The organism is Streptomyces sp. NBC_01478, from assembly GCF_036227225.1.
Classification (GTDB): Bacteria; Actinomycetota; Actinomycetes; order Streptomycetales; family Streptomycetaceae; genus Streptomyces.
The window spans coordinates 5741897-5758226 of the sequence record NZ_CP109444.1; the positions used below are offsets into that span (position 1 = coordinate 5741897).

At 72.8% G+C, this 16330-nt stretch carries 15 protein-coding genes and 1 tRNA gene; 6 read left to right on the forward strand and 10 right to left on the reverse strand.

Features of this window, described 5'->3' with window-relative positions; genetic code table 11:
- Nucleotides 1-162: 162 nt before the first annotated feature.
- The 3 genes from OG223_RS25925 (at nucleotide 163) to OG223_RS25935 (ending at nucleotide 1342) form a co-directional block, all read left to right on the forward strand.
- Nucleotides 163-702, forward strand: a complete 540-nt coding sequence (locus OG223_RS25925) for a tRNA adenosine deaminase-associated protein (protein WP_329265468.1) — start codon at nucleotides 163-165, stop codon at nucleotides 700-702.
- Nucleotides 703-758: 56 nt separating this feature from the next.
- On the forward strand, nucleotides 759-1190 hold the full coding sequence (tadA, locus tag OG223_RS25930) for a tRNA adenosine(34) deaminase TadA (RefSeq protein ID WP_329253198.1): 432 nt from the start codon (nucleotides 759-761) through the stop codon (nucleotides 1188-1190).
- Between the two features lie 67 nt (nucleotides 1191-1257).
- Nucleotides 1258-1342: transfer RNA gene (locus tag OG223_RS25935), tRNA-Ser, on the forward strand.
- 63 nt (nucleotides 1343-1405) lie between these two features.
- Here OG223_RS25935 and OG223_RS25940 read toward each other — a convergent pair.
- Nucleotides 1406-2239: an SDR family NAD(P)-dependent oxidoreductase gene (locus OG223_RS25940; protein WP_329253201.1), complete on the reverse strand. Its 834-nt coding sequence runs from the start codon at nucleotides 2237-2239 to the stop codon at nucleotides 1406-1408.
- Nucleotides 2240-2328: 89 nt separating this feature from the next.
- Here OG223_RS25940 and OG223_RS25945 point away from each other — a divergent pair, with 89 nt between their 5' ends.
- The gene (locus tag OG223_RS25945; RefSeq protein WP_329265470.1) at nucleotides 2329-3330 is read left to right on the forward strand and encodes an aldo/keto reductase; all 1002 of its coding nucleotides are present in this window, start codon (nucleotides 2329-2331) and stop codon (nucleotides 3328-3330) included.
- 76 nt (nucleotides 3331-3406) lie between these two features.
- Here OG223_RS25945 and OG223_RS25950 read toward each other — a convergent pair whose 3' ends face one another.
- Together OG223_RS25950 and OG223_RS25955 are read right to left on the reverse strand one after the other, a co-directional pair.
- On the reverse strand, nucleotides 3407-4666 hold the full coding sequence (locus tag OG223_RS25950) for a D-arabinono-1,4-lactone oxidase (protein ID WP_329253204.1): 1260 nt from the start codon (nucleotides 4664-4666) through the stop codon (nucleotides 3407-3409).
- A 300-nt stretch (nucleotides 4667-4966) separates the two neighbouring features.
- On the reverse strand, nucleotides 4967-6163 hold the full coding sequence (locus OG223_RS25955; RefSeq protein WP_329253207.1) for a glycosyltransferase family A protein: 1197 nt from the start codon (nucleotides 6161-6163) through the stop codon (nucleotides 4967-4969).
- Between the two features lie 96 nt (nucleotides 6164-6259).
- Here OG223_RS25955 and OG223_RS25960 point away from each other — a divergent pair, with 96 nt between their 5' ends.
- On the forward strand, nucleotides 6260-7534 hold the full coding sequence (locus OG223_RS25960; protein ID WP_329253210.1) for an MFS transporter: 1275 nt from the start codon (nucleotides 6260-6262) through the stop codon (nucleotides 7532-7534).
- 479 nt (nucleotides 7535-8013) lie between these two features.
- Here the strand turns inward: OG223_RS25960 and OG223_RS25965 are convergent, their stop codons facing one another.
- The 3 genes from OG223_RS25965 to OG223_RS25975 all read right to left on the reverse strand — a co-directional run bounded on the left by OG223_RS25965 (nucleotide 8014) and on the right by OG223_RS25975 (nucleotide 10469).
- Entirely contained in the window at nucleotides 8014-9054 is a 1041-nt protein-coding gene (locus tag OG223_RS25965; protein WP_329253213.1) for a polysaccharide deacetylase family protein, read from the reverse strand.
- Between the two features lie 33 nt (nucleotides 9055-9087).
- Nucleotides 9088-9900 (reverse strand): phytanoyl-CoA dioxygenase family protein, encoded by an 813-nt coding sequence (locus tag OG223_RS25970; protein WP_329253216.1) that lies wholly within the window; start codon nucleotides 9898-9900, stop codon nucleotides 9088-9090.
- A gap of 416 nt (nucleotides 9901-10316) precedes the next feature.
- The gene (locus OG223_RS25975) at nucleotides 10317-10469 is read right to left on the reverse strand and encodes a hypothetical protein (RefSeq protein ID WP_329253219.1); all 153 of its coding nucleotides are present in this window, start codon (nucleotides 10467-10469) and stop codon (nucleotides 10317-10319) included.
- A gap of 316 nt (nucleotides 10470-10785) precedes the next feature.
- Here OG223_RS25975 and OG223_RS25980 point away from each other — a divergent pair, with 316 nt between their 5' ends.
- The gene (locus tag OG223_RS25980) at nucleotides 10786-12024 is read left to right on the forward strand and encodes a helix-turn-helix domain-containing protein (protein WP_329253222.1); all 1239 of its coding nucleotides are present in this window, start codon (nucleotides 10786-10788) and stop codon (nucleotides 12022-12024) included.
- Between the two features lie 111 nt (nucleotides 12025-12135).
- On the opposite strand, the gene OG223_RS25985 is transcribed toward OG223_RS25980, so the two are convergent.
- Genes OG223_RS25985 through OG223_RS26000 form a run of 4 tightly spaced genes read right to left on the reverse strand, consistent with a single transcriptional unit; the run spans nucleotide 12136 to nucleotide 16330 of the window.
- The gene (locus tag OG223_RS25985) at nucleotides 12136-13428 is read right to left on the reverse strand and encodes an ATP-grasp domain-containing protein (RefSeq protein WP_329253225.1); all 1293 of its coding nucleotides are present in this window, start codon (nucleotides 13426-13428) and stop codon (nucleotides 12136-12138) included.
- Nucleotides 13425-14492 (reverse strand): alpha/beta hydrolase, encoded by a 1068-nt coding sequence (locus OG223_RS25990; RefSeq protein WP_329253227.1) that lies wholly within the window; start codon nucleotides 14490-14492, stop codon nucleotides 13425-13427. The genes OG223_RS25985 and OG223_RS25990 overlap by 4 nt, the downstream gene beginning before the upstream one ends.
- Before the next feature lie 45 nt (nucleotides 14493-14537).
- The gene (locus OG223_RS25995) at nucleotides 14538-14960 is read right to left on the reverse strand and encodes a RidA family protein (protein ID WP_329253230.1); all 423 of its coding nucleotides are present in this window, start codon (nucleotides 14958-14960) and stop codon (nucleotides 14538-14540) included.
- On the reverse strand, nucleotides 14957-16330 hold the full coding sequence (locus OG223_RS26000) for a hypothetical protein (protein ID WP_329253233.1): 1374 nt from the start codon (nucleotides 16328-16330) through the stop codon (nucleotides 14957-14959). The genes OG223_RS25995 and OG223_RS26000 overlap by 4 nt, the downstream gene beginning before the upstream one ends.

The following is a 16330-nucleotide window of genomic DNA, read 5'->3' on the forward strand; positions in this document are numbered from 1 at the left end:
TCGATCAAAACGGGCGGACACAGGGAGCCGAAGACGTCCCCTGAACGCCTTGTTTCTGCCACGATTCCGAGTGGGTGGGGCTCGGAGCACGAGCTCTCCCCGCCCGTAACCTCGCCGGGGGGACCCCCAACCGGCACACCTATGACCAGTGGGAGAGTCACGGTGTACTTCGCCGCACTGCTCGCGCGCACCGAAGACGGGTGGGAAGCGAGCGACACAGAGCTCGACGATGTCGAGAGCCTGTCGGATCTGGCCGAACTGGCCCGTGAAGCCTCGCCCGAGGACGACACGGTGCTGGTACTCATCGAGCAGGAGGACGCCTGGTTCGGCGTCGTCCGCATCGACGGCGAGGACGACCCGCGGATCTACGTCTCGGACGCCGCTGCGGCAGCCCGCAGCTCGTACGGCGAGATCCTGCTCACCGACGAGCTGCTCGGACGGGATCCGGACGACGACGATGTCGTCGACCTGGACTCGCTCGACCTCGACGGTACCGAGGACGGTGACACCGAGGAGGAGGACGACGACGAGGACGGCACCTCCTCGGCCGAGGCCGTTCCGCACAGCCCCGTCGGCGATGTCCAGATCCTCGACGACCTGGGCGTCGGCGAGAAGCAACTGCGTCTCCTGGACGCCGACGACGCGCTGAGCTCCATCGCCGAGGCCCTGGGGGCCTCGGAGGTCCTGGAGACCGTCCGCTGACCACAGCACGCACAGAAGGGCCTTGGGACCCGGTACGCGACCGCTGGCGGGCCGCGATGCGGCTCGCCCTGGACGAGGCCGGAGCGGCCGCCCGGGGCGGCGACGTCCCGGTCGGCGCGGTCGTACTGTCCCCGGACGGTACGACCGTGCTCGCCACCGGACACAACGAACGCGAGGCCACCGGCGATCCGACGGCGCACGCCGAGGTCCTCGCGATCCGGCGCGCGGCGGCGGAGCTGGGCGAGTGGCGGCTCTCGGGCTGCACGCTCGTCGTCACCCTCGAACCCTGCACGATGTGCGCGGGCGCGCTGGTGCAGTCCCGGGTCGACCGGGTCGTCTACGGCGCCCGCGACGAGAAGGCGGGCGCGGCCGGCTCGCTCTTCGACGTCGTACGGGACCGGCGGCTCAACCACCGCCCCGAGGTGATCGAGGGCGTGCTCGCGGACGAGTGCGCGCACCTGCTCACGGAGTTCTTCCGCGGCCGGTAGCGGTACCGGCGGTCGGCCTCGATTACCGATTTCAAACCACACCCCACCTTGTTGTAAGGTCTCTCTCGGTAGCGTGTCCGAGCGGCCGAAGGAGCTCGCCTCGAAAGCGAGTGTGGCGCAAGTCACCGAGGGTTCAAATCCCTCCGCTACCGCTCTCACACCCTCCTGACCTGAGACACGGTCAGGGGGGTGTCGTGCGTGCGGGCACGGACGGGTCAGCGGGAGGCGCGCTGGGCCTCGATCACCTGGTGGACCGTCGGATCGGTGTCGGCGTGCCGGTGGGAGCGGGCCGCGAAGTCCGGGAACTGGACGGCCAGGGCGCAGCGCAGGCGCAGTTCGAGCGGGGCGATGTTGGTCTCGCCGCGGTTGTCCTCGACGGCCCGGACGACAGCGGCAGCCACCTCGTCGGGCGAGACGGTGCGCACGCCGCTAGGCACCTCGGCGCCGGTCGCGGCGAACATGCCCGCGTCGCGGACGAAGCCGGGCTGGACGAGGGAGACGCCGACGCCGGTGTCGTGGAGATCCAGGCGCAGGCTGTGGGCGAACCCGCGCAGGCCGAACTTGGACGCGGTGTAGAGCGAGGAGTACGGGGTGGCGGCCTTGCCTGACATGGAACCGACGAAGGCCAGATGACCGCGTCCCCGCGCCACCATGCGGGGGGCGAGCAGCCGGGACAGCAGGACGGGGGCGGTCAGGTTCACCGCGAGGGCGCGCTCGATCTGCGCGGGGGTGTAGTCGAGGAGGTCGCCGCTGGCGGGCAGTGCCGCGTTGGCCACCAGCACGTCCACGTCCGGGCATTGCGCGGCGAGCCGGGCCACGGCGTCGGGGTCGCCGAGGTCCGCGACGACGGGCCTGGCGCCGACCTCGGCGGCGAGAGTCTCCAGCGCCTCGGGCTGCCGCCCGGTCACCACCAGCGTGGCGTTCGCGCGGGCCAGTCGGTGCGCGAGGGCGCGTCCGATGCCCCCGGTCGCGCCGGTGAGCAGAACAGTCGTGCCGGCGATGTGCGTCAACGCCGCCTCCAGTCCGGGTTGCCACCCGTAGAACCTCATTGGCAATGAGTTGACTATAGTCATTGCATCTAGGCAATTCAATGCCAACATGGTTGGCAACAAGGTTCGGTGGCAACGGCTCTCACAAGGTGGTCCTCGTGGAACAACGGGAAATCGGCAGGATCGGTCGGAGCGTCTCGGTGGTGGGGCTCGGCACCTGGCAGTTGGGCGCCGACTGGGGCGCGGTGGACGAGGACGAGGCGCTGGCCGTCCTCGGTGCCGCCGTGGACTCGGGCGTGACGTTCCTCGACACGGCGGACGTGTACGGCGACGGCCGCAGCGAGCGGCTCATCGGCTCGTTCCTCAGGCGGCTCGGCCCCTCGCGCGCGGACGGCATCCTCGTGGCGACGAAGCTGGGGCGGCGCGCGCCGCAGCACCCGGAGGAGTTCACCCTGGACAACTTCCGTTCCTGGACGGACCGTTCGCGCGCCAACCTGGGCGTGGACACGCTCGATCTGGTCCAACTGCACTGCCCGCCCACGCCCGTCCTCTCCGCCGACTCGGTGTACGACGCCCTGGACGTGCTCGTCGACGAGGGGCGCGTCGCGGCGTACGGGGTGAGCGTGGAGACCTGCGAGGAGGCGCTGACCGCGATCACCCGACCCCATGTGGCCAGTGTGCAGATCATCCTCAACGCCTTCCGGCGCAAGCCCCTGGAGCGCGTCCTGCCAGCGGCCCGGGCGGCCGGTGTGGGCATCGTCGCCCGCGTCCCGCTCGCCTCCGGGCTGCTCTCCGGCCGGTACCGCCGGGACACGGTCTTCGGCGCCGACGACCATCGCGCCTACAACCGCCACGGTGAGTCGTTCGACGTCGGCGAGACGTTCTCCGGCGTGCGCTACGAGGTGGGGGTCGAGGCGGCCGCCGAGTTCGCGGCTCTCGTGCCCGACGGCACGACTCCGGCACAGGCGGCGCTGCGCTGGGTCGTGCAGCAGCCCGGTGTGACCACGGTGATCCCCGGCGCGCGCACCCGGCAGCAGGCCCGCGCCAACTCCGAGGCCGCGGGGCTGCCCGAACTTCCCCGGCTCACGACGAAGGCGATCGAGGAGATCTACGACCGCCGGATCAGGGCCCTGGTGCACGACCGCTGGTGACGGCGGCCCGGCGGCGGCAGGGCTGTGGCCCACGGGGAGGGGAGTCCCCGTGGGCCACAGCCGTCTTCGCGGGACGTCACCCGGTGCCGAGGAGTCCGTCCGTGAAGTCGTTGCCGAACTTGCCGGCAGGGTCGTACTTGCGGACCAACTGCGCGAAGGCGCCGAGCTGTTCGTGCAGCGCGGCCAGCTCCCGCGGGGTGAGCGCGGTCAGCTTGCCCCAGTGCGGGCGGGCGCCGAGCGGCAGCAGGACGTCCTCGACGGCGGCGATCAGCGGCCGGACGCGGTCCAGGTCCTTGACCCAGGTGAAGTGGAAGGTGACGGAGTCCCGGCCGCGGGCGGGGCTCAGCCACAGGTCGTCCGCGCGGACCGTGCGCACCTCCGCGATGTGCAGGGCGGGGGCGAGACGCGGTCCCAGGCTCCGCAGCGCGGCGAAGGCGGCGGGGGCCGCGGTGCGCGGCAGGTAGTACTCGGACTGCAGTTCCTCGCCGGCCCCCGGGGTCAGTTCGGGCCTGAAGTGCGGCAGGCGCTCGCACCACGGGCCCGGTTCGTCGAGCTGTTGGGTGCTGAACTCCGGGGGCATTCCGGGGACGGGGTTCATGGGCCGCTCGGCCCGGCGGCCGCCGTCCCAGCCCGGGTCGGGCCGGTCCGTCCTGCGCTTGAGCCAGACCTCGGCGGACGCGCCGCCCCAGTCGGTGAACACGCTGACGCTGTGGGCCGCGCCGGACACCGTGTCGAAGTCCGCCGCCACCTCGTCGAGCGGGACCGCGACATGGACGCGCTGCGCCATCTCGTAGCTCGGCTCGACGTCGAGGGTCAGCCGGGTGACGATGCCGAGCGCGCCGAGGGCCACCACCGCGCCGGGGAACACGTCCGGGTCGGTGTCCCGGCTCAGCTCGGTCAAGTCGCCCTCGGGACCGATCAGTTGCAGCGCCCGGACCGACGCGGCCAGACAGCCCAGGGTGTCGCCGGACCCGTGGGTGCCGGTGGCCACGCTGCCGGCGACGGAGATGTGCGGCAGCGAGGCCAGATTGGCCAGGGCGTGACCGGCGCGTTCGAGCGGGGCGATGACGTCCGCGTAGCGCAGGCCGGCGGAGACGGTGACGGCCGAGGCCGCCGGGTCGAGTTCGACCGCGGGCGGCAGGCCGTCCAGCCTGACCAGGTCCCCGCGGGTGTCGGCGACGGCGCTGAACGAGTGGCCGCTGCCGACGGCGCGTATGCGGTCGCTGCCCGCGACGAGCCGCCGCAGGTCGTCGAGACTCCGCGGCCGATGCCACCGCGCGGCGCCGAACGTGATGTTCCCGGCCCAGTTGGTGGCCGTTTCGAGCGTACGGGACATGAGTACTCCGATCCGCGGAGGTCGTTGGACCCGGACATCGCCGGGAGGGGCTGTCCCAGGTCGTGTCGGCACAGTCCCGTCGTCCGCCCGAAGGGCGGGCCCCGCGGCGTCCGGTGCGTGCTCTGGGGTCCCCCGGCCGAAGGCTGGGGGAGCGCCGGGCGGAAGCCCTCGTACTGGACGTACTTGGGCTTTCGTCCGGTGCGGCGAGTGGGGCACCGCCCACGCCCTCAAGGCAGTGGGGGAGCGTGCCGGGCGTCGCGGGGCGGGCGGGACTTTGCGGACACGGCCCAGGGGTGTCGCTCAGCGCGCCTCGGCGCCCGCCGAGGACGAGACCTTCACGGCGACGCGCTCCGCCTCGCGCAGGACGGCGTCCCGGTAGCGCGCGTCGAGCCCGGCCACCGGCGGCAGCACATGGCACTCCTCGATCTCGCCGTCGGCGTAGGGCAGCGCGAAGCCGGCCAGCGGCAGGACGGTCAGCGGTGAGCGGGCGTCGAACAGGGCGGCGGTCTCGGGCCCGGGTGTCCCGGCGGCGCGGTCGACGGCCGCGCCGACGGCGATGACGCCGCGGCCGTTGACCGTGCCGTGCACGGCGCCCAGTTCGTAGCGGGGGCCGAGGCCCAGCTTCTCGCCGGCCGCGGCCAGTTCGGCACGTACCCCGGGCAGGATCCGGGCGGTCTCCGACCAGCCGAAGGCGAGGGCGAGTTCGAGTTCCAGGCGGGGCCACTTGGCCAGGTAGTAGCGGTTGTTGATCCACGCCGTGCGGCCGTTGTCCGCGACGCTGCGCAGATGCGGGAGGTGCAGTCCGTACACCTCCTGGCCGAGCACGATCGGCGTGCCGGTCAGGGCGATCCGCAGCGCCCACTCCTGGTCCTCGGGACCCCAGCCGCGGAACCCCACGTCGTAGGTGATCCCGTGCTCCCGGACGGTCGCGGTCGGGACGGCCACCAGGCCGCCGCGGGCGTAGACCCAGGGGAAGGCCGCGAACGCCTGGCGCTGGTCGGCGTTCCAGCGGTCGTCCATGACCACCTCGTCGCGCTCCTCCAGGCCGGCGAGCACCTCCCGGTAGTGGCTGAAGGGGACCGCCTCGACGTGCTCGACATCGGTCTCGACGGCGTCGTCGTAGCCGATCATCTGGCCCAGGACGCAGACGTTCTGCCCATGGGCGTAATGCCGGTCGTAGAGGTTGTCGAGGAAGTGCGGAGGCAGCACCATGTCCGCGTCCAGGATGAGCGTCACCCGGCCGCGGGCAAGGCGCATGGCGAGGTTCCGGGCCTGGCAGAGGTTCCACTCGTCGCCGGACAGGACCGACACGACGTCGATCCGGTCGGTGAACTCACCGGCCACGGAGACGAACTCCGGCGCGTACTCCATCGCGCCGATCAGGACCTCGAAGTCGGAGCGGTCCATCGTCTGCTCGGCGAGCGCCGAGAGGACGAGACGGATGTTGTCCAGCCGCTGCTTGTAAGGGATCACGACACTGAACTTCAGATCAGTCATGCCTGGAGTGTGACTGAATGTTGCCCAACTTGGCAATAGTGTGCCTGAATGGAGTTGTCCGCGTGCCCCGCAGCGAGTCGACGAGCTGGAGACGACATGACGAACGCCGAGAACGGCAAGACGGAAGAAGCCGGAGGCAGGGTGGAGACGGCCGTGGAAGGAGGGGAAGGAGGCGCCGCGGGAGCCGCCTCGGGAGCCCCGCGGCTGGTCGGCCTCGCGTCCCGGGGGCCGTTCTTCCTGACGGGATTCGTCTTCGCGAGCTACTTCGTGCAGATCCCGCTCTGGAAGTCCGACTTCGGGCTCTCGGACGGCCAGTTGGGCATGCTGCTGATGCTGCCCATCGTCACCGGACTGCTGGCCATGCAGGCGACCGGCGGGCTCGTCGCGCGCTTCGGCAGCTCGCCCGTCGTACGGGCGTCGGCACTCGCGCTGCCGCTCTCCCTCGTCCTCTTCGTCCCGGCGGGCCGGTCGGGCTCCGTGGTGTGGTTCGGCCTCGCGCTGGCGGTGTTCGGCGCGGCCGACGGTGTCATCGACGTCTCCATGAACAGCCACGCCATCGCGGTGGAGAAGACGACGGGCCGCCACATCATGAACAGTTGCCACGCCGCGTGGAGCATCGGCTCCGCGTCGGGGTCGCTGCTCGGCGGCGCCGCGATCAAGGCCGGCCTCTCCGTCACCGCGCACTACGAGGTCGTGGGCGCCGTCATGGTCGCGCTGGCCCTGGCGGCGGGACGGCATCTGCTGCCGGCCTCGGCCGACCGGACCGGGCGGCGCACGGCGGCCGGCGGCGACCGAAAGAGCCGCTCCAGCACCTGGACCGGGTGGTCCCCCCGGCTGCTGCTGCTCGGCGCGACCGGCACGGTCGTCCTGGTGTGCAGCGGCGTCGTCGGCAACTGGGGCGGCATCTACCTGCACGACGGCCTCGGTTCCTCCCTCGCCACCGCCTCGCTCGCCTATGTCGCGTTCAGCGCCTGCGAGGCGGGCGGCCGGCTGGTCGGGGACAAGCTGCACGGGCGGTACGGGGCCCGTGCGCTGGTCACCCGCAGCGGCGCGGTCGCCGTCGGCGGCCTGGCGGTGGTCGTGCTCGCCCCGGGCGCGGCGATCGCCGTCGCGGGCTTCGCCCTGCTCGGCCTCGGGCTCTCCGTGCTGGTGCCGGTCATCTTCAGCACCGTCGGCCACGGCGGCGAGGACATGGGCACGGCGAGCACGGCGGACGCCCTCGCCAAGATCAACACCATGACCTACAGCGGCCTGCTGATCGGCCCGGTCCTCGTCGGCTGGTGCGCGAGCGGCCTGGGCCTGCGAACCACGCTCTGCGGCCTGCTCGTCCTCCTGGCCGCGACCCTCGCGGCCGGCCTGCGGAGGGTGTGACCCCCGCCCCTCCCGAACCCCGCTTCCGCCCCGCCGGCCCGTCCGGCGGGGCGATTCCCCTACGGCCGAGGAGCCCTCCTGTCGGTGGCGGGCGAATCGCGCGGTTCCCGCGACGTTACGAAGACGGCCCGCCCGCCCGCCCGGAAGCAAGGAAGGAGGCCGTGCGGGGCAGTTCCCGTGCGACCGAGAACCCGCCCGGCGACCGCACGCGCACCACGCGGGTCGCGCAACGCGACGACGACCGCCCGCACCACCCCCGGAAAGAAGCAGGCCGCGCGAGGCAGTTCACGTACGGCCGAAGACCCGCCCGGCGACCGCAGGCGCACCACGCGGGTCGTGCGAGGCAGTTCCCGTACGGCCAGACCCGCCCGGCGATCGCGGGCGCACCGCGCGGTTCCGGCAGCGCGTCGACGACGGCCCGCACGCCCCCGGAAAGAAGGAGGTCGTGCGGGCCGTCGTCGCTCGGCGGTACCCGTCGGTCAGGCCGCCGAGGCCGCCGCGGGGGCGGGCTCCTCGACGAGGGTGAAGCGGTAACCGCGCTCCAGCAGCCCCTCGATCACGGCCGGGAGTGCCTCCACCGTCTGGCCGCGGTCGCCTCCGCCGTCGTGCAGCAGGACGACGGAGCCCGGGCGCGCCTGCTCGAGGACGAGGTCCGCGACGGTCCGGGCACCCGGCATCGACCAGTCGTCCGGCACCACGTCCCACAGCGCGATCCGCAGCCCCGACTCGGCGAGCCAGTCCAGGACTTGAGGCGTACGGGCCCCGTACGGCGGCCGGAACAGGGTGGGCGCGGGCACTCCGGCCGCCTCCGTGATCGCCTCCTGGGTGCGTTCGATCTGCTCCCGGAGCTGCGGCCGGGTCAGCTCGGGCAGGAACGGGTGCGACCAGGTGTGGTTGCCGAACCCGTGTCCCTGTTCCCGCATCCGCACCAGGAGGTCGGGGTGGGCACGGGCGTTCATGCCCACGCAGAAGAACGTCGCCGGTACGCCGTAGCGTTCGAGGACGTCCAGGACGCGCCCGGTGTTCTCCGGCTGCGGTCCGTCGTCGAAGGTGAGCGCGATCTCCTTGCGGTCGCGGTCTCGGTGGCTCAGGCACCGGCCCGCGGCGGTCAGCTCCGCGGTCTCGGCCGCCGCGCCGGCGATCCACTCCGCCAGCTCCGGCTCACGGCCGGTCTGGGTGCCCCGCGCACGCTCCAGGTGGGCCAGCGCGGACGGGGCCCGGGCGGCGGCCCGGGCGATCTCGGCGGCGGGCACCGAGCCGAACCCCGGCCGCGGCGGCAGCAGGTGCGGGTCCGCCCGGTGGACGGCGAGGCCCGCGGCCATCAGGCGGCCGTCGAGGATGCCGTTGGTGCTCTCCACCACGGCGACCAGCGGCTGCCCGGACAGCCCGCGCAGCCGGCCGATCAGCTCCGGCACCCGGTCGGCGCCGAACCGCGCCGGTGGCACGGCGGGCCGGCCCGCCTCGTCGACCACGTCGACCTCGTATCCGTCGCCGTCCCACGCAATTCCCGCATACAACATGACAGCACTCCTCGGGTTGGGGGCGGGCGCCGCTCAGGCGGGGTGGACGTACTCCGCGAAGTGGCGCGCGTCGAACAGCTCCGGCCAGGTGCCGTGGTCGAGGCCCAGCTCCTGCGCGCGCCGCAGCAGGTGCCGCCAGTACGGCTTCACCGGCAGCCAGGCCGGACCGACCTGGCAGTACGAGGCGTCGACGAAGTAGCGGTCCTTGCCGCGCTGTCCGCCGGGCAGCGCGCGGCGGGCGTGGAACAGGGCGGAGTGCAGCACGACGGTGGAGCCCGGCGGCAGGTGGTCGATGACGACCTCGCCGGGCAGCTCGGCGGTGCCCAGCCCGGCGCGGGCGTCCTTCTCGGCCACCTCCAGGTGCGAGCCGGGCAGCACGACGAGCGAGGAGGTGCCGGCGTCGAGGCCGTCCAGGTAGTGCAGCGCGTGGATCATCGCGTGGGCGCGGTCGGTCTGCGGCCGCTGTTCGTAGTCGTGGTGCCAGGGCTTGCCCGGGACGTCCGGGCGCTGCCGGTCGCTGTGCAGGTGGTGGAAGACGAAGTCGGGGCCCATCAGCGCGCTGAGCAGGTGGAGCAGCGGCTCGTGGCCGATGAGTTCGCCGTGGGCCGGGAGCTCCAGCTCCATCACGGGCGGAACCCCGTTGACGTCCGGGTCCAGGCACGAGGCGATCGACCGCGCGCGCAGCCCCGTGTCCACCCAGCGGTCGGCCTCGCCGCGCAGCCGCGACACCAGGTCGGTGGGGAGGAAGCCGGGCAGGATCAGATATCCGAGCCGGGCGAACCGGTCGAGCTGCTCGGGGCTCGGCCGGAGGGCCGGTTCGGTGGTGAGCGTGAGGTGCGGAGTCATGACAAAGCGCTCCATTCTCGCTGGGGTGGGATGGGTGGGGCACGGCGCGAGGCGGGCGGGAACCCCGTGGAGGGCACGGACGGCATGGACGGCGTCCGGACGCGCCTCGGCGCACGGGTCACGAAGTCCGGGTCATGGTCCGGATCACGAGGTCCGGGTCACACCGCGGAAGACAGGAAGCCGGCCGTCACGGGAACGGGACACCGAGGCGGCCGCGGAGAACTGCGCACACGGGGCGTCAAAGGAAAGGGGGACGGCCCACAACTTGGCAATATGTGCCAAACGGTCGGACAACCAGTCGTGCGGGTGCCACCGAGGGGACTCGGTGCCGCCCGACAGGGCAGGTGGGACAGGTGGGGCACCGCAGCGCGTGTGCCGCGGCTGCGGGTGGGACGGCACAACCGCTTCCAGCCTGGTTACGGCCAGTCGATCCCGCCGTCGGAAGCGGTGGCGACGGCCGCGTTCTGATGCTTGGGCCAGTCGATGTTCTGTTGCCCGGAAGCGATCAGGGCACTCAGGGCCAGGACGGAGAAGATCGCGGTGGATGCCGCGCAGACTCGCCTCAACATGGTCGTCTCCATTCAAAAAGATGCAGGTGAACGAGGCTCCAGGGATCCGATTCCCCGAAACGACCTCTAACGTAGCCCCGCCCGCTCAAGAGTGGCAATATCTTGCCTCACGTTGGCAAGTAAGCGCTTGTCAGCGAGGAGAAGCAGGGCGATCGGTTGACAACCCGGGTGGGCAAGTTACTTGCCAGGCGGGTTCGTTTTTCCTAAACTGAAGGCACACAACGCCTTCGGTTGGTCGGCTCCCGCCGGGGCATCACGGAGGGGGCCGAGCGGTGTACTGTCACCGCATTCCGCGCATCTGAAGAGTGAGATTCATATGCTTGAACAGCCAGCTTTCGGACGACGCCTCAAGGAACTGCGCGTCGAGCGCAGTCTTTCGCAGGCCGCACTGGCCGGCAAAGAGATCTCCACCGGTTACCTGTCACGCCTCGAGTCGGGCGCGAGGCAACCCACCGAGCGCGTGGTCAACCACCTCGTCCGGATCCTCGGAGTCGAGCGGTCGGCCTTTGACACACCGCCCAGCGGTGGCTCCCTGGCCCAGGCGCTCTCCCTTGCCACCTCCGCAGAGGGCGACCAGGGCAGCGAGAACCTCATCGCCGTCCTCGCCCAGGTGCGGGAGGAGAGCCCGTTCCTGCGCTGGCAGGCCCTGTGGCACATCTCCCGGTACTGGCAGCGGCGCGGCGAACGGGCCGAGGAACAGGCGTGCCTGGAGGACATGGTCCGGGTGGCCGACGAACTCTCGCTGCCCGAACTCCAGTGCAGGGCCCGCTTCCAGCTCGCCCGTTCGCTGCGGTCGACGGGTGAGGTGTCGCGGGCGCTCGACCTCGCGCTCAACGCCTACCAACTGGCCAAGGACGCCGCGCTCGACCTGCCCGACACCGGCGGCGCGCTGCTCACGCTCGTCTCCGTGGAGGCCGAGGCGGGGCGGCTGCCCGATGCCCGGGCGCACGTCGACGAACTGGTCGACCTGGTGGCGGGACGGTCCGACACCCTGGCCGCCGAGGCACTGTGGTCGGCCGCCACCGTGCGGTTCCGGCAGGGCGACCACGAGGGCGCCCGCATCTGCCTGGAGCGGGCCATGAAGGAGCTGGACAGCAGCGTCGACCTGACGCTGTGGACGCGGCTGAGGCTGGCCGCCGCGTCCCTGTACCTGCAGAGCACCCCGCCGCAGACCGAGCGCGGCCGGGAGTGTCTCCAGGAGGCGGCCAGCGCCCTCACGCTCATCGGCACCCCGGTGCTCGACCAGGAACTGCTCACCCTCCAGACCCAGCTCGCCTTCCACGAGGGCCGCTACGCGGACGCACGGCGGCTGTACGACGAGCTGAACCGCGACGAGCTGCGGCTGACCTACCGGGACCAGGTGCGGCTGCACATCCTCGACAGCCGGCTGATGATCCTGGAGGGCCGCGAGCAGGAGGGCATCCGCCTCCTGAAGGACCTCGGCGAGCAGGCCCAGCAGCAGTCCAACATCGACCTGGCCGCCGAGATCTGGCGGATCCTCGCCGAATGCCTGGAGGACGTGGGCCGGCGCAGGACGGCGGCGGAAGGGGCGTAGGGCGACACCGGTACGGCCACTCGCCTACACAACTGCCCAACTGCCCAACCGGACAACGATGTTGACGGCCCGTCAGGTTTCTGGCGGGCCGTCTTGGTTGTCGTCGCCGGATCAGCGGCCGGCCAGGGCCCGTCCCGTGTCGGCCGGCAGTGCGCCGGTCTGCTCCGCCGGGGCGGTCCGGAACCGTACCGAGTCCGCCAGTCGTGCCGCGGTCTCGCGGGCCGCCTCCGGTGTGGGTGCGCCGACCACGACGTAGCCCGCGCGGTCGCCGGACTGGCGTACCGGGGAGATCACGTCGCCGGGTGCGACGGTCAGCTCGGCGTGCAGGACGGACGGATGGGCGAGGAGTTCGTCCCAGCCGTCGACGGCGGTCAGCCGGCCGGGCGGTGCCACCAGGAAGCGGACCGCCGCGCCCCGGGTCGCGGTGGTGGCCGGGGGCCGCGGGCCGCGCCGGCCGAGGGCGTCGTCGTAGAGGAGGCCGAAGAGTTCCAGGCCCGGGATGGCATGGGTGAGGAGTCGGTGCAGCCAGTCGCCGCCGGGGCGGGCGTGGATCTCGCCCAGGACGACGCCGGCTCCGGTGAGCCACAGTTCGGCGTGGAACACCCCGAACCGCAGGCCGAGTGCCGTGAGGGCGGCCGTGACTTGGCGGTCGATCTCCGCTCGGGTGTCCTGCGGGAGCGGGGCCGGCAGGACGTGGCCGATCTCCACGAAGTGCGGCGGCGGCAGCACCTCCTTCTCCGTCACCGCGAGGACCTTCGGCCCGGTGGAGAGGATGACGCCCTCCACGCTGTACTCGGGTCCCTCGACGAACTCCTCCACGAGGAACAGGTCGGGGTCCGGGAGTCCGGCCAGCGCCGCCGGCAGATCGTCCGGGCCCAGCACCTTGCGTACGCCGATGCTCGCCATGCCGTCACGGGGTTTGACCACCCAGGGTCCCCGGGACCGCCGCAGGAACGCCGCCGCTTCCAGGGCCGAGGTGCACAGCCGCACCGCGGGCTGGCGGAATCCGGCGGCGGCCAGGGCGGCCCGGCAGGCGTCCTTGTTGCGGGTGAGCCGGACCGCCTCGGGCGGGTTGCCCGGCACCCCCAGATACGCCCCGGACCGGGCGACCGCTTCCTGCACGCTGTCGCGCAGCCCGAGCACCAGGTCGTAGCGCACCCCCTCGGCCCGCCGCTCGGCCAGCCAGGGCTCGCACAGCTCCGGGTCGTCCGGGTCGTGCGCGAAGACCGCGTCGGCCAGCGCGCCGACCCCGGCCGTGCGCGCGAGCGCCGACCGCGTCTGGGTCAGATGGACGCGGATGCCCCGCGCCCGCGCCTCCTCGATCGCGAGCGTCACGATGTCGACGCTGGAGGGCAGCGGGTTCGCCCCGCCGACCAGCAGCAACGACGGGCCGGCGGGGGTCACCGGGTGCCCCTTCCCTCGGCCGTCGCCGTCGCCGTCGCCGGTGTCGCGGTCCCGGCCAGGACGCGGCGCAGCCAGGAGACCCGGGCGCGGTGGGCCGCGCGGGAGATCACGGCCCTGGGGACCCACTCGTCGAAGCTGTGGAAGGCGCCGGACCAGACGTGCAGTTCGGCCTGTCCGCCCACCCGCCAGATGCGGTCGGCGTAGGCGACGCCCTCGTCCCGCAGCGCCTCCACCGAGCCGACTTCGATGAACGCCGGCGGCAGCCCCGACAGGTCACGGGCCCGCGCCGGAGCCGCGTAGCACGAGACGTCGTCGGTGCCGCGCCGCTCGCCGAGCAGCGCCGTCCAGCCCACCCGGTTGGACGCGCCGTCCCAGAGCCCGACGTGTTCCATCTGCGTGTGCGAGAACGTCTCGCACCGGTCGTCCAGCATCGGGAACTGGAGCAACTGCCCCAGCGGCCTGGGCCCTTGACGGTCCCGGGCGAGCAGCGCGAGGCCCGCCGCGAGCGCGCCGCCGGCGCTGTTGCCGCTGAGGACGATCCGGTCCGGGTCCAGCCCGAGGTCCTCGGCGTTGCGGGCGAGCCAGGTGAGTCCGGCGTAGCAGTCCTCCACCGGATCGGGGTCGGGGTGTTCCGGGGCGAGCCGGTAGTCGACGCAGACCACGGCCAGGTCCAGCTCCTGGGCCCGGTCCAGCTCACCGGAGAGTTCCGTGCCGCGGTGGCTGCCGGCGACCATGCCGCCGCCGTGGGTCTGGTAGATCACCGGGTGCGGCCCCGGCGCGGCCGTCGGACGGCAGATGAGCAGGGGCAGGCCGGGGGCGCCGGACGGCCCGGGGACCGTACGCTCCTCGATCTCGAACCGGCCGCCGCGCCGGATGTCGGCGTCGGACATGCGGCCGGCCGCCGCCCTGCGCCGCCGGTCGGCGACGAGTCCGGGGGTCAGCGGCATCGGCAGGTCGTCGAGGACGGCCCGCAGGGGTGCCGCCAGCTCGGCGTCGAAGGGCGGCGGACCGCCCACTCCTGCGTCCGCCCCGTCGGGGCGTGGATGTGCGGGCGTGATGGTCATGGTGCTCCTGAGGTGTGCGGTGGTACGCGGGGAAGTGCGGGACCGTCAGTCGGCCGTGTCCGCGCCGGTCAGCGCCAGGGCGTCGACCTCCAGCAGCAGGTCGGGGCGGTAGAGCGCCACCACCTGGACCACGGTGCTCGCCGGTGGCCGCGCGGTGTCGATGAACTCGTCGCGCGCGGCGAGGACGGCCGGTACGTGCGCGATGTCCGTCACGTAGTAGGTGAGCTTGAGGACGTCGTCGAAGGTGAGTCCGGCGGCGGCCAGGCAGCCGCGCATGTTCGCGAAGATCTGCCGGGTCTGCGCGGCCGGGTCGCCCTCGCCGACCAGGTCGCCCTTCTCGTCGAACGGCATCTGACCGGCCACGGCGGCGACGCGGCCCGGCCCCGTCACCACATGGGTGTAGCCGTCGCTCGGGTGGACGCCCGGCGGGCGGGAGATGTGGGTGAGGGCGGTGCGCCCGGTGATCATGAGGATCCTCCTTCTCCACGCGGCGCCCGGAGTCCGCCCGGTTGTCCGCCCGGTTGTCCGTCCTGTCGTCCGCCCGGTTGTCCGCCCGGTTGTCCGTCCCGTCGTCCGTCCTGTCGTCCGTCCGGCGCGGGTGTCACCACGGTGTGCGCCGCGAACCATGCCGCGAGGTCGCGCAGTCTCCGTCCCGTCTGCTCCGCGTCGGCCCCGGACACCACGGCCGTGCCGACGAACGCGCAGGACGCCTCCCGGCCGCTGATGAGCGTGTCGCCGGGGCGGGCCGTGAGGACGACCCGGCGTACGCCGTCCCGTGCGGACACCTCCCGCTCGCCGGGGAAGGAGCGCAGCACGCCCGCGTCGGCGGCCAGGAACACATCGCCGTACCACTGCCCGGCGGGTACCGGGTCCAGGGCCGGGGGCAGGCCGAGTACCGCTCTGGCCCACTCCTCGTGCAGGTCCACGCCGTGCTGGAGGCGGATCATCTCGTCGAAGGAACCGCCGGGGATACGGCCCCCGCACTCGCCGAAGACGAGCCGGCCGCCCTGCTCCTCCTGTTCGAAGACCTCCATGTGGAACACGCCGTCGTGGTGTCCGAGCGCCTTCATGGCCTGTTCGGCCACGGCGTGCGCGCGGTCGTAGAGGTCGGCCCGGTGCACCGGGTGTTCCATGACGGAGGCGACGATGCCGCCGTCCCGGATGGCGAGGACGTTCTGCGCGTACCGGCCCACCGACGCGAACAGCACCTGCCCGCCGCGGACGACGCCGTCGACGTGCAGTTCCGCGCCGTCCACCCACTCCTCGGCGAGCCACGGCCCTACGGCACCCTCCTCGGCCAACCGCCGTGCCAGGGCCTCGCGTTCGGCCGGGTCGCGCCAGGCGTGCACACCCCGGGTCGCGGAGCCGGCCAGCGGTTTCAGCACCCCGCGCGCATGCGGGAACGCGCGCACGTCGCGCGGGTGCACGACGGTGCGGAAGTCCGCGACCGGGAGGCCCGCGGCCCGGATCCGGCGCTTCTGCAGGTCCTTGTCGCGCAGGGCCAGCGCGTCCTGCGGTGTCGTACCGCTGCGCCGGCCGCCCACGACGGCGGCGTTGACCAGGGTGAACTCGAACTGGCTGCACACGACGTCGAAGTCCTCGGCGGACAGCTCACGGCGTTCCAGCCCCGCCAGGGTCTCCTCCGTGCTCGACGGGTCCCGTACCGGCACGGTGTGGGCGTCGTCGAGCAGCGCGGCCCGGTCCTCGGTGTCGTCGGCGGTGGCGAGCACGCACGTCACGTCGGCGCCCAGCCGCCGGAGGGCGGCGACGGCGTCGGGCCGCCAGCCGACGAGCAGCACGGAGCGCCCCGCGCTGCCTGCGTCTCCGGTCTCTTTCAT

Bases quoted from the DNA above. Each gene is read 5' to 3' on its own strand.
- tadA (WP_329253198.1), top strand. From the start codon at position 759: ATGCGGCTCGCCCTGGACGAGGCCGGAGCGGCCGCCCGGGGCGGCGAC.
- OG223_RS25940 (WP_329253201.1), bottom strand. From the start codon at position 2,239: ATGAGGTTCTACGGGTGGCAACCCGGACTGGAGGCGGCGTTGACGCAC.
- OG223_RS25950 (WP_329253204.1), bottom strand. From the start codon at position 4,666: ATGTCCCGTACGCTCGAAACGGCCACCAACTGGGCCGGGAACATCACG.
- OG223_RS25955 (WP_329253207.1), bottom strand. From the start codon at position 6,163: ATGACTGATCTGAAGTTCAGTGTCGTGATCCCTTACAAGCAGCGGCTG.
- OG223_RS25960 (WP_329253210.1), top strand. From the start codon at position 6,260: ATGACGAACGCCGAGAACGGCAAGACGGAAGAAGCCGGAGGCAGGGTG.
- OG223_RS25965 (WP_329253213.1), bottom strand. From the start codon at position 9,054: ATGTTGTATGCGGGAATTGCGTGGGACGGCGACGGATACGAGGTCGAC.
- OG223_RS25970 (WP_329253216.1), bottom strand. From the start codon at position 9,900: ATGACTCCGCACCTCACGCTCACCACCGAACCGGCCCTCCGGCCGAGC.
- OG223_RS25975 (WP_329253219.1), bottom strand. From the start codon at position 10,469: ATGTTGAGGCGAGTCTGCGCGGCATCCACCGCGATCTTCTCCGTCCTG.
- OG223_RS25980 (WP_329253222.1), top strand. From the start codon at position 10,786: ATGCTTGAACAGCCAGCTTTCGGACGACGCCTCAAGGAACTGCGCGTC.
- OG223_RS25990 (WP_329253227.1), bottom strand. From the start codon at position 14,492: ATGACCATCACGCCCGCACATCCACGCCCCGACGGGGCGGACGCAGGA.
- OG223_RS25995 (WP_329253230.1), bottom strand. From the start codon at position 14,960: ATGATCACCGGGCGCACCGCCCTCACCCACATCTCCCGCCCGCCGGGC.
- OG223_RS26000 (WP_329253233.1), bottom strand. From the start codon at position 16,330: ATGAAAGAGACCGGAGACGCAGGCAGCGCGGGGCGCTCCGTGCTGCTC.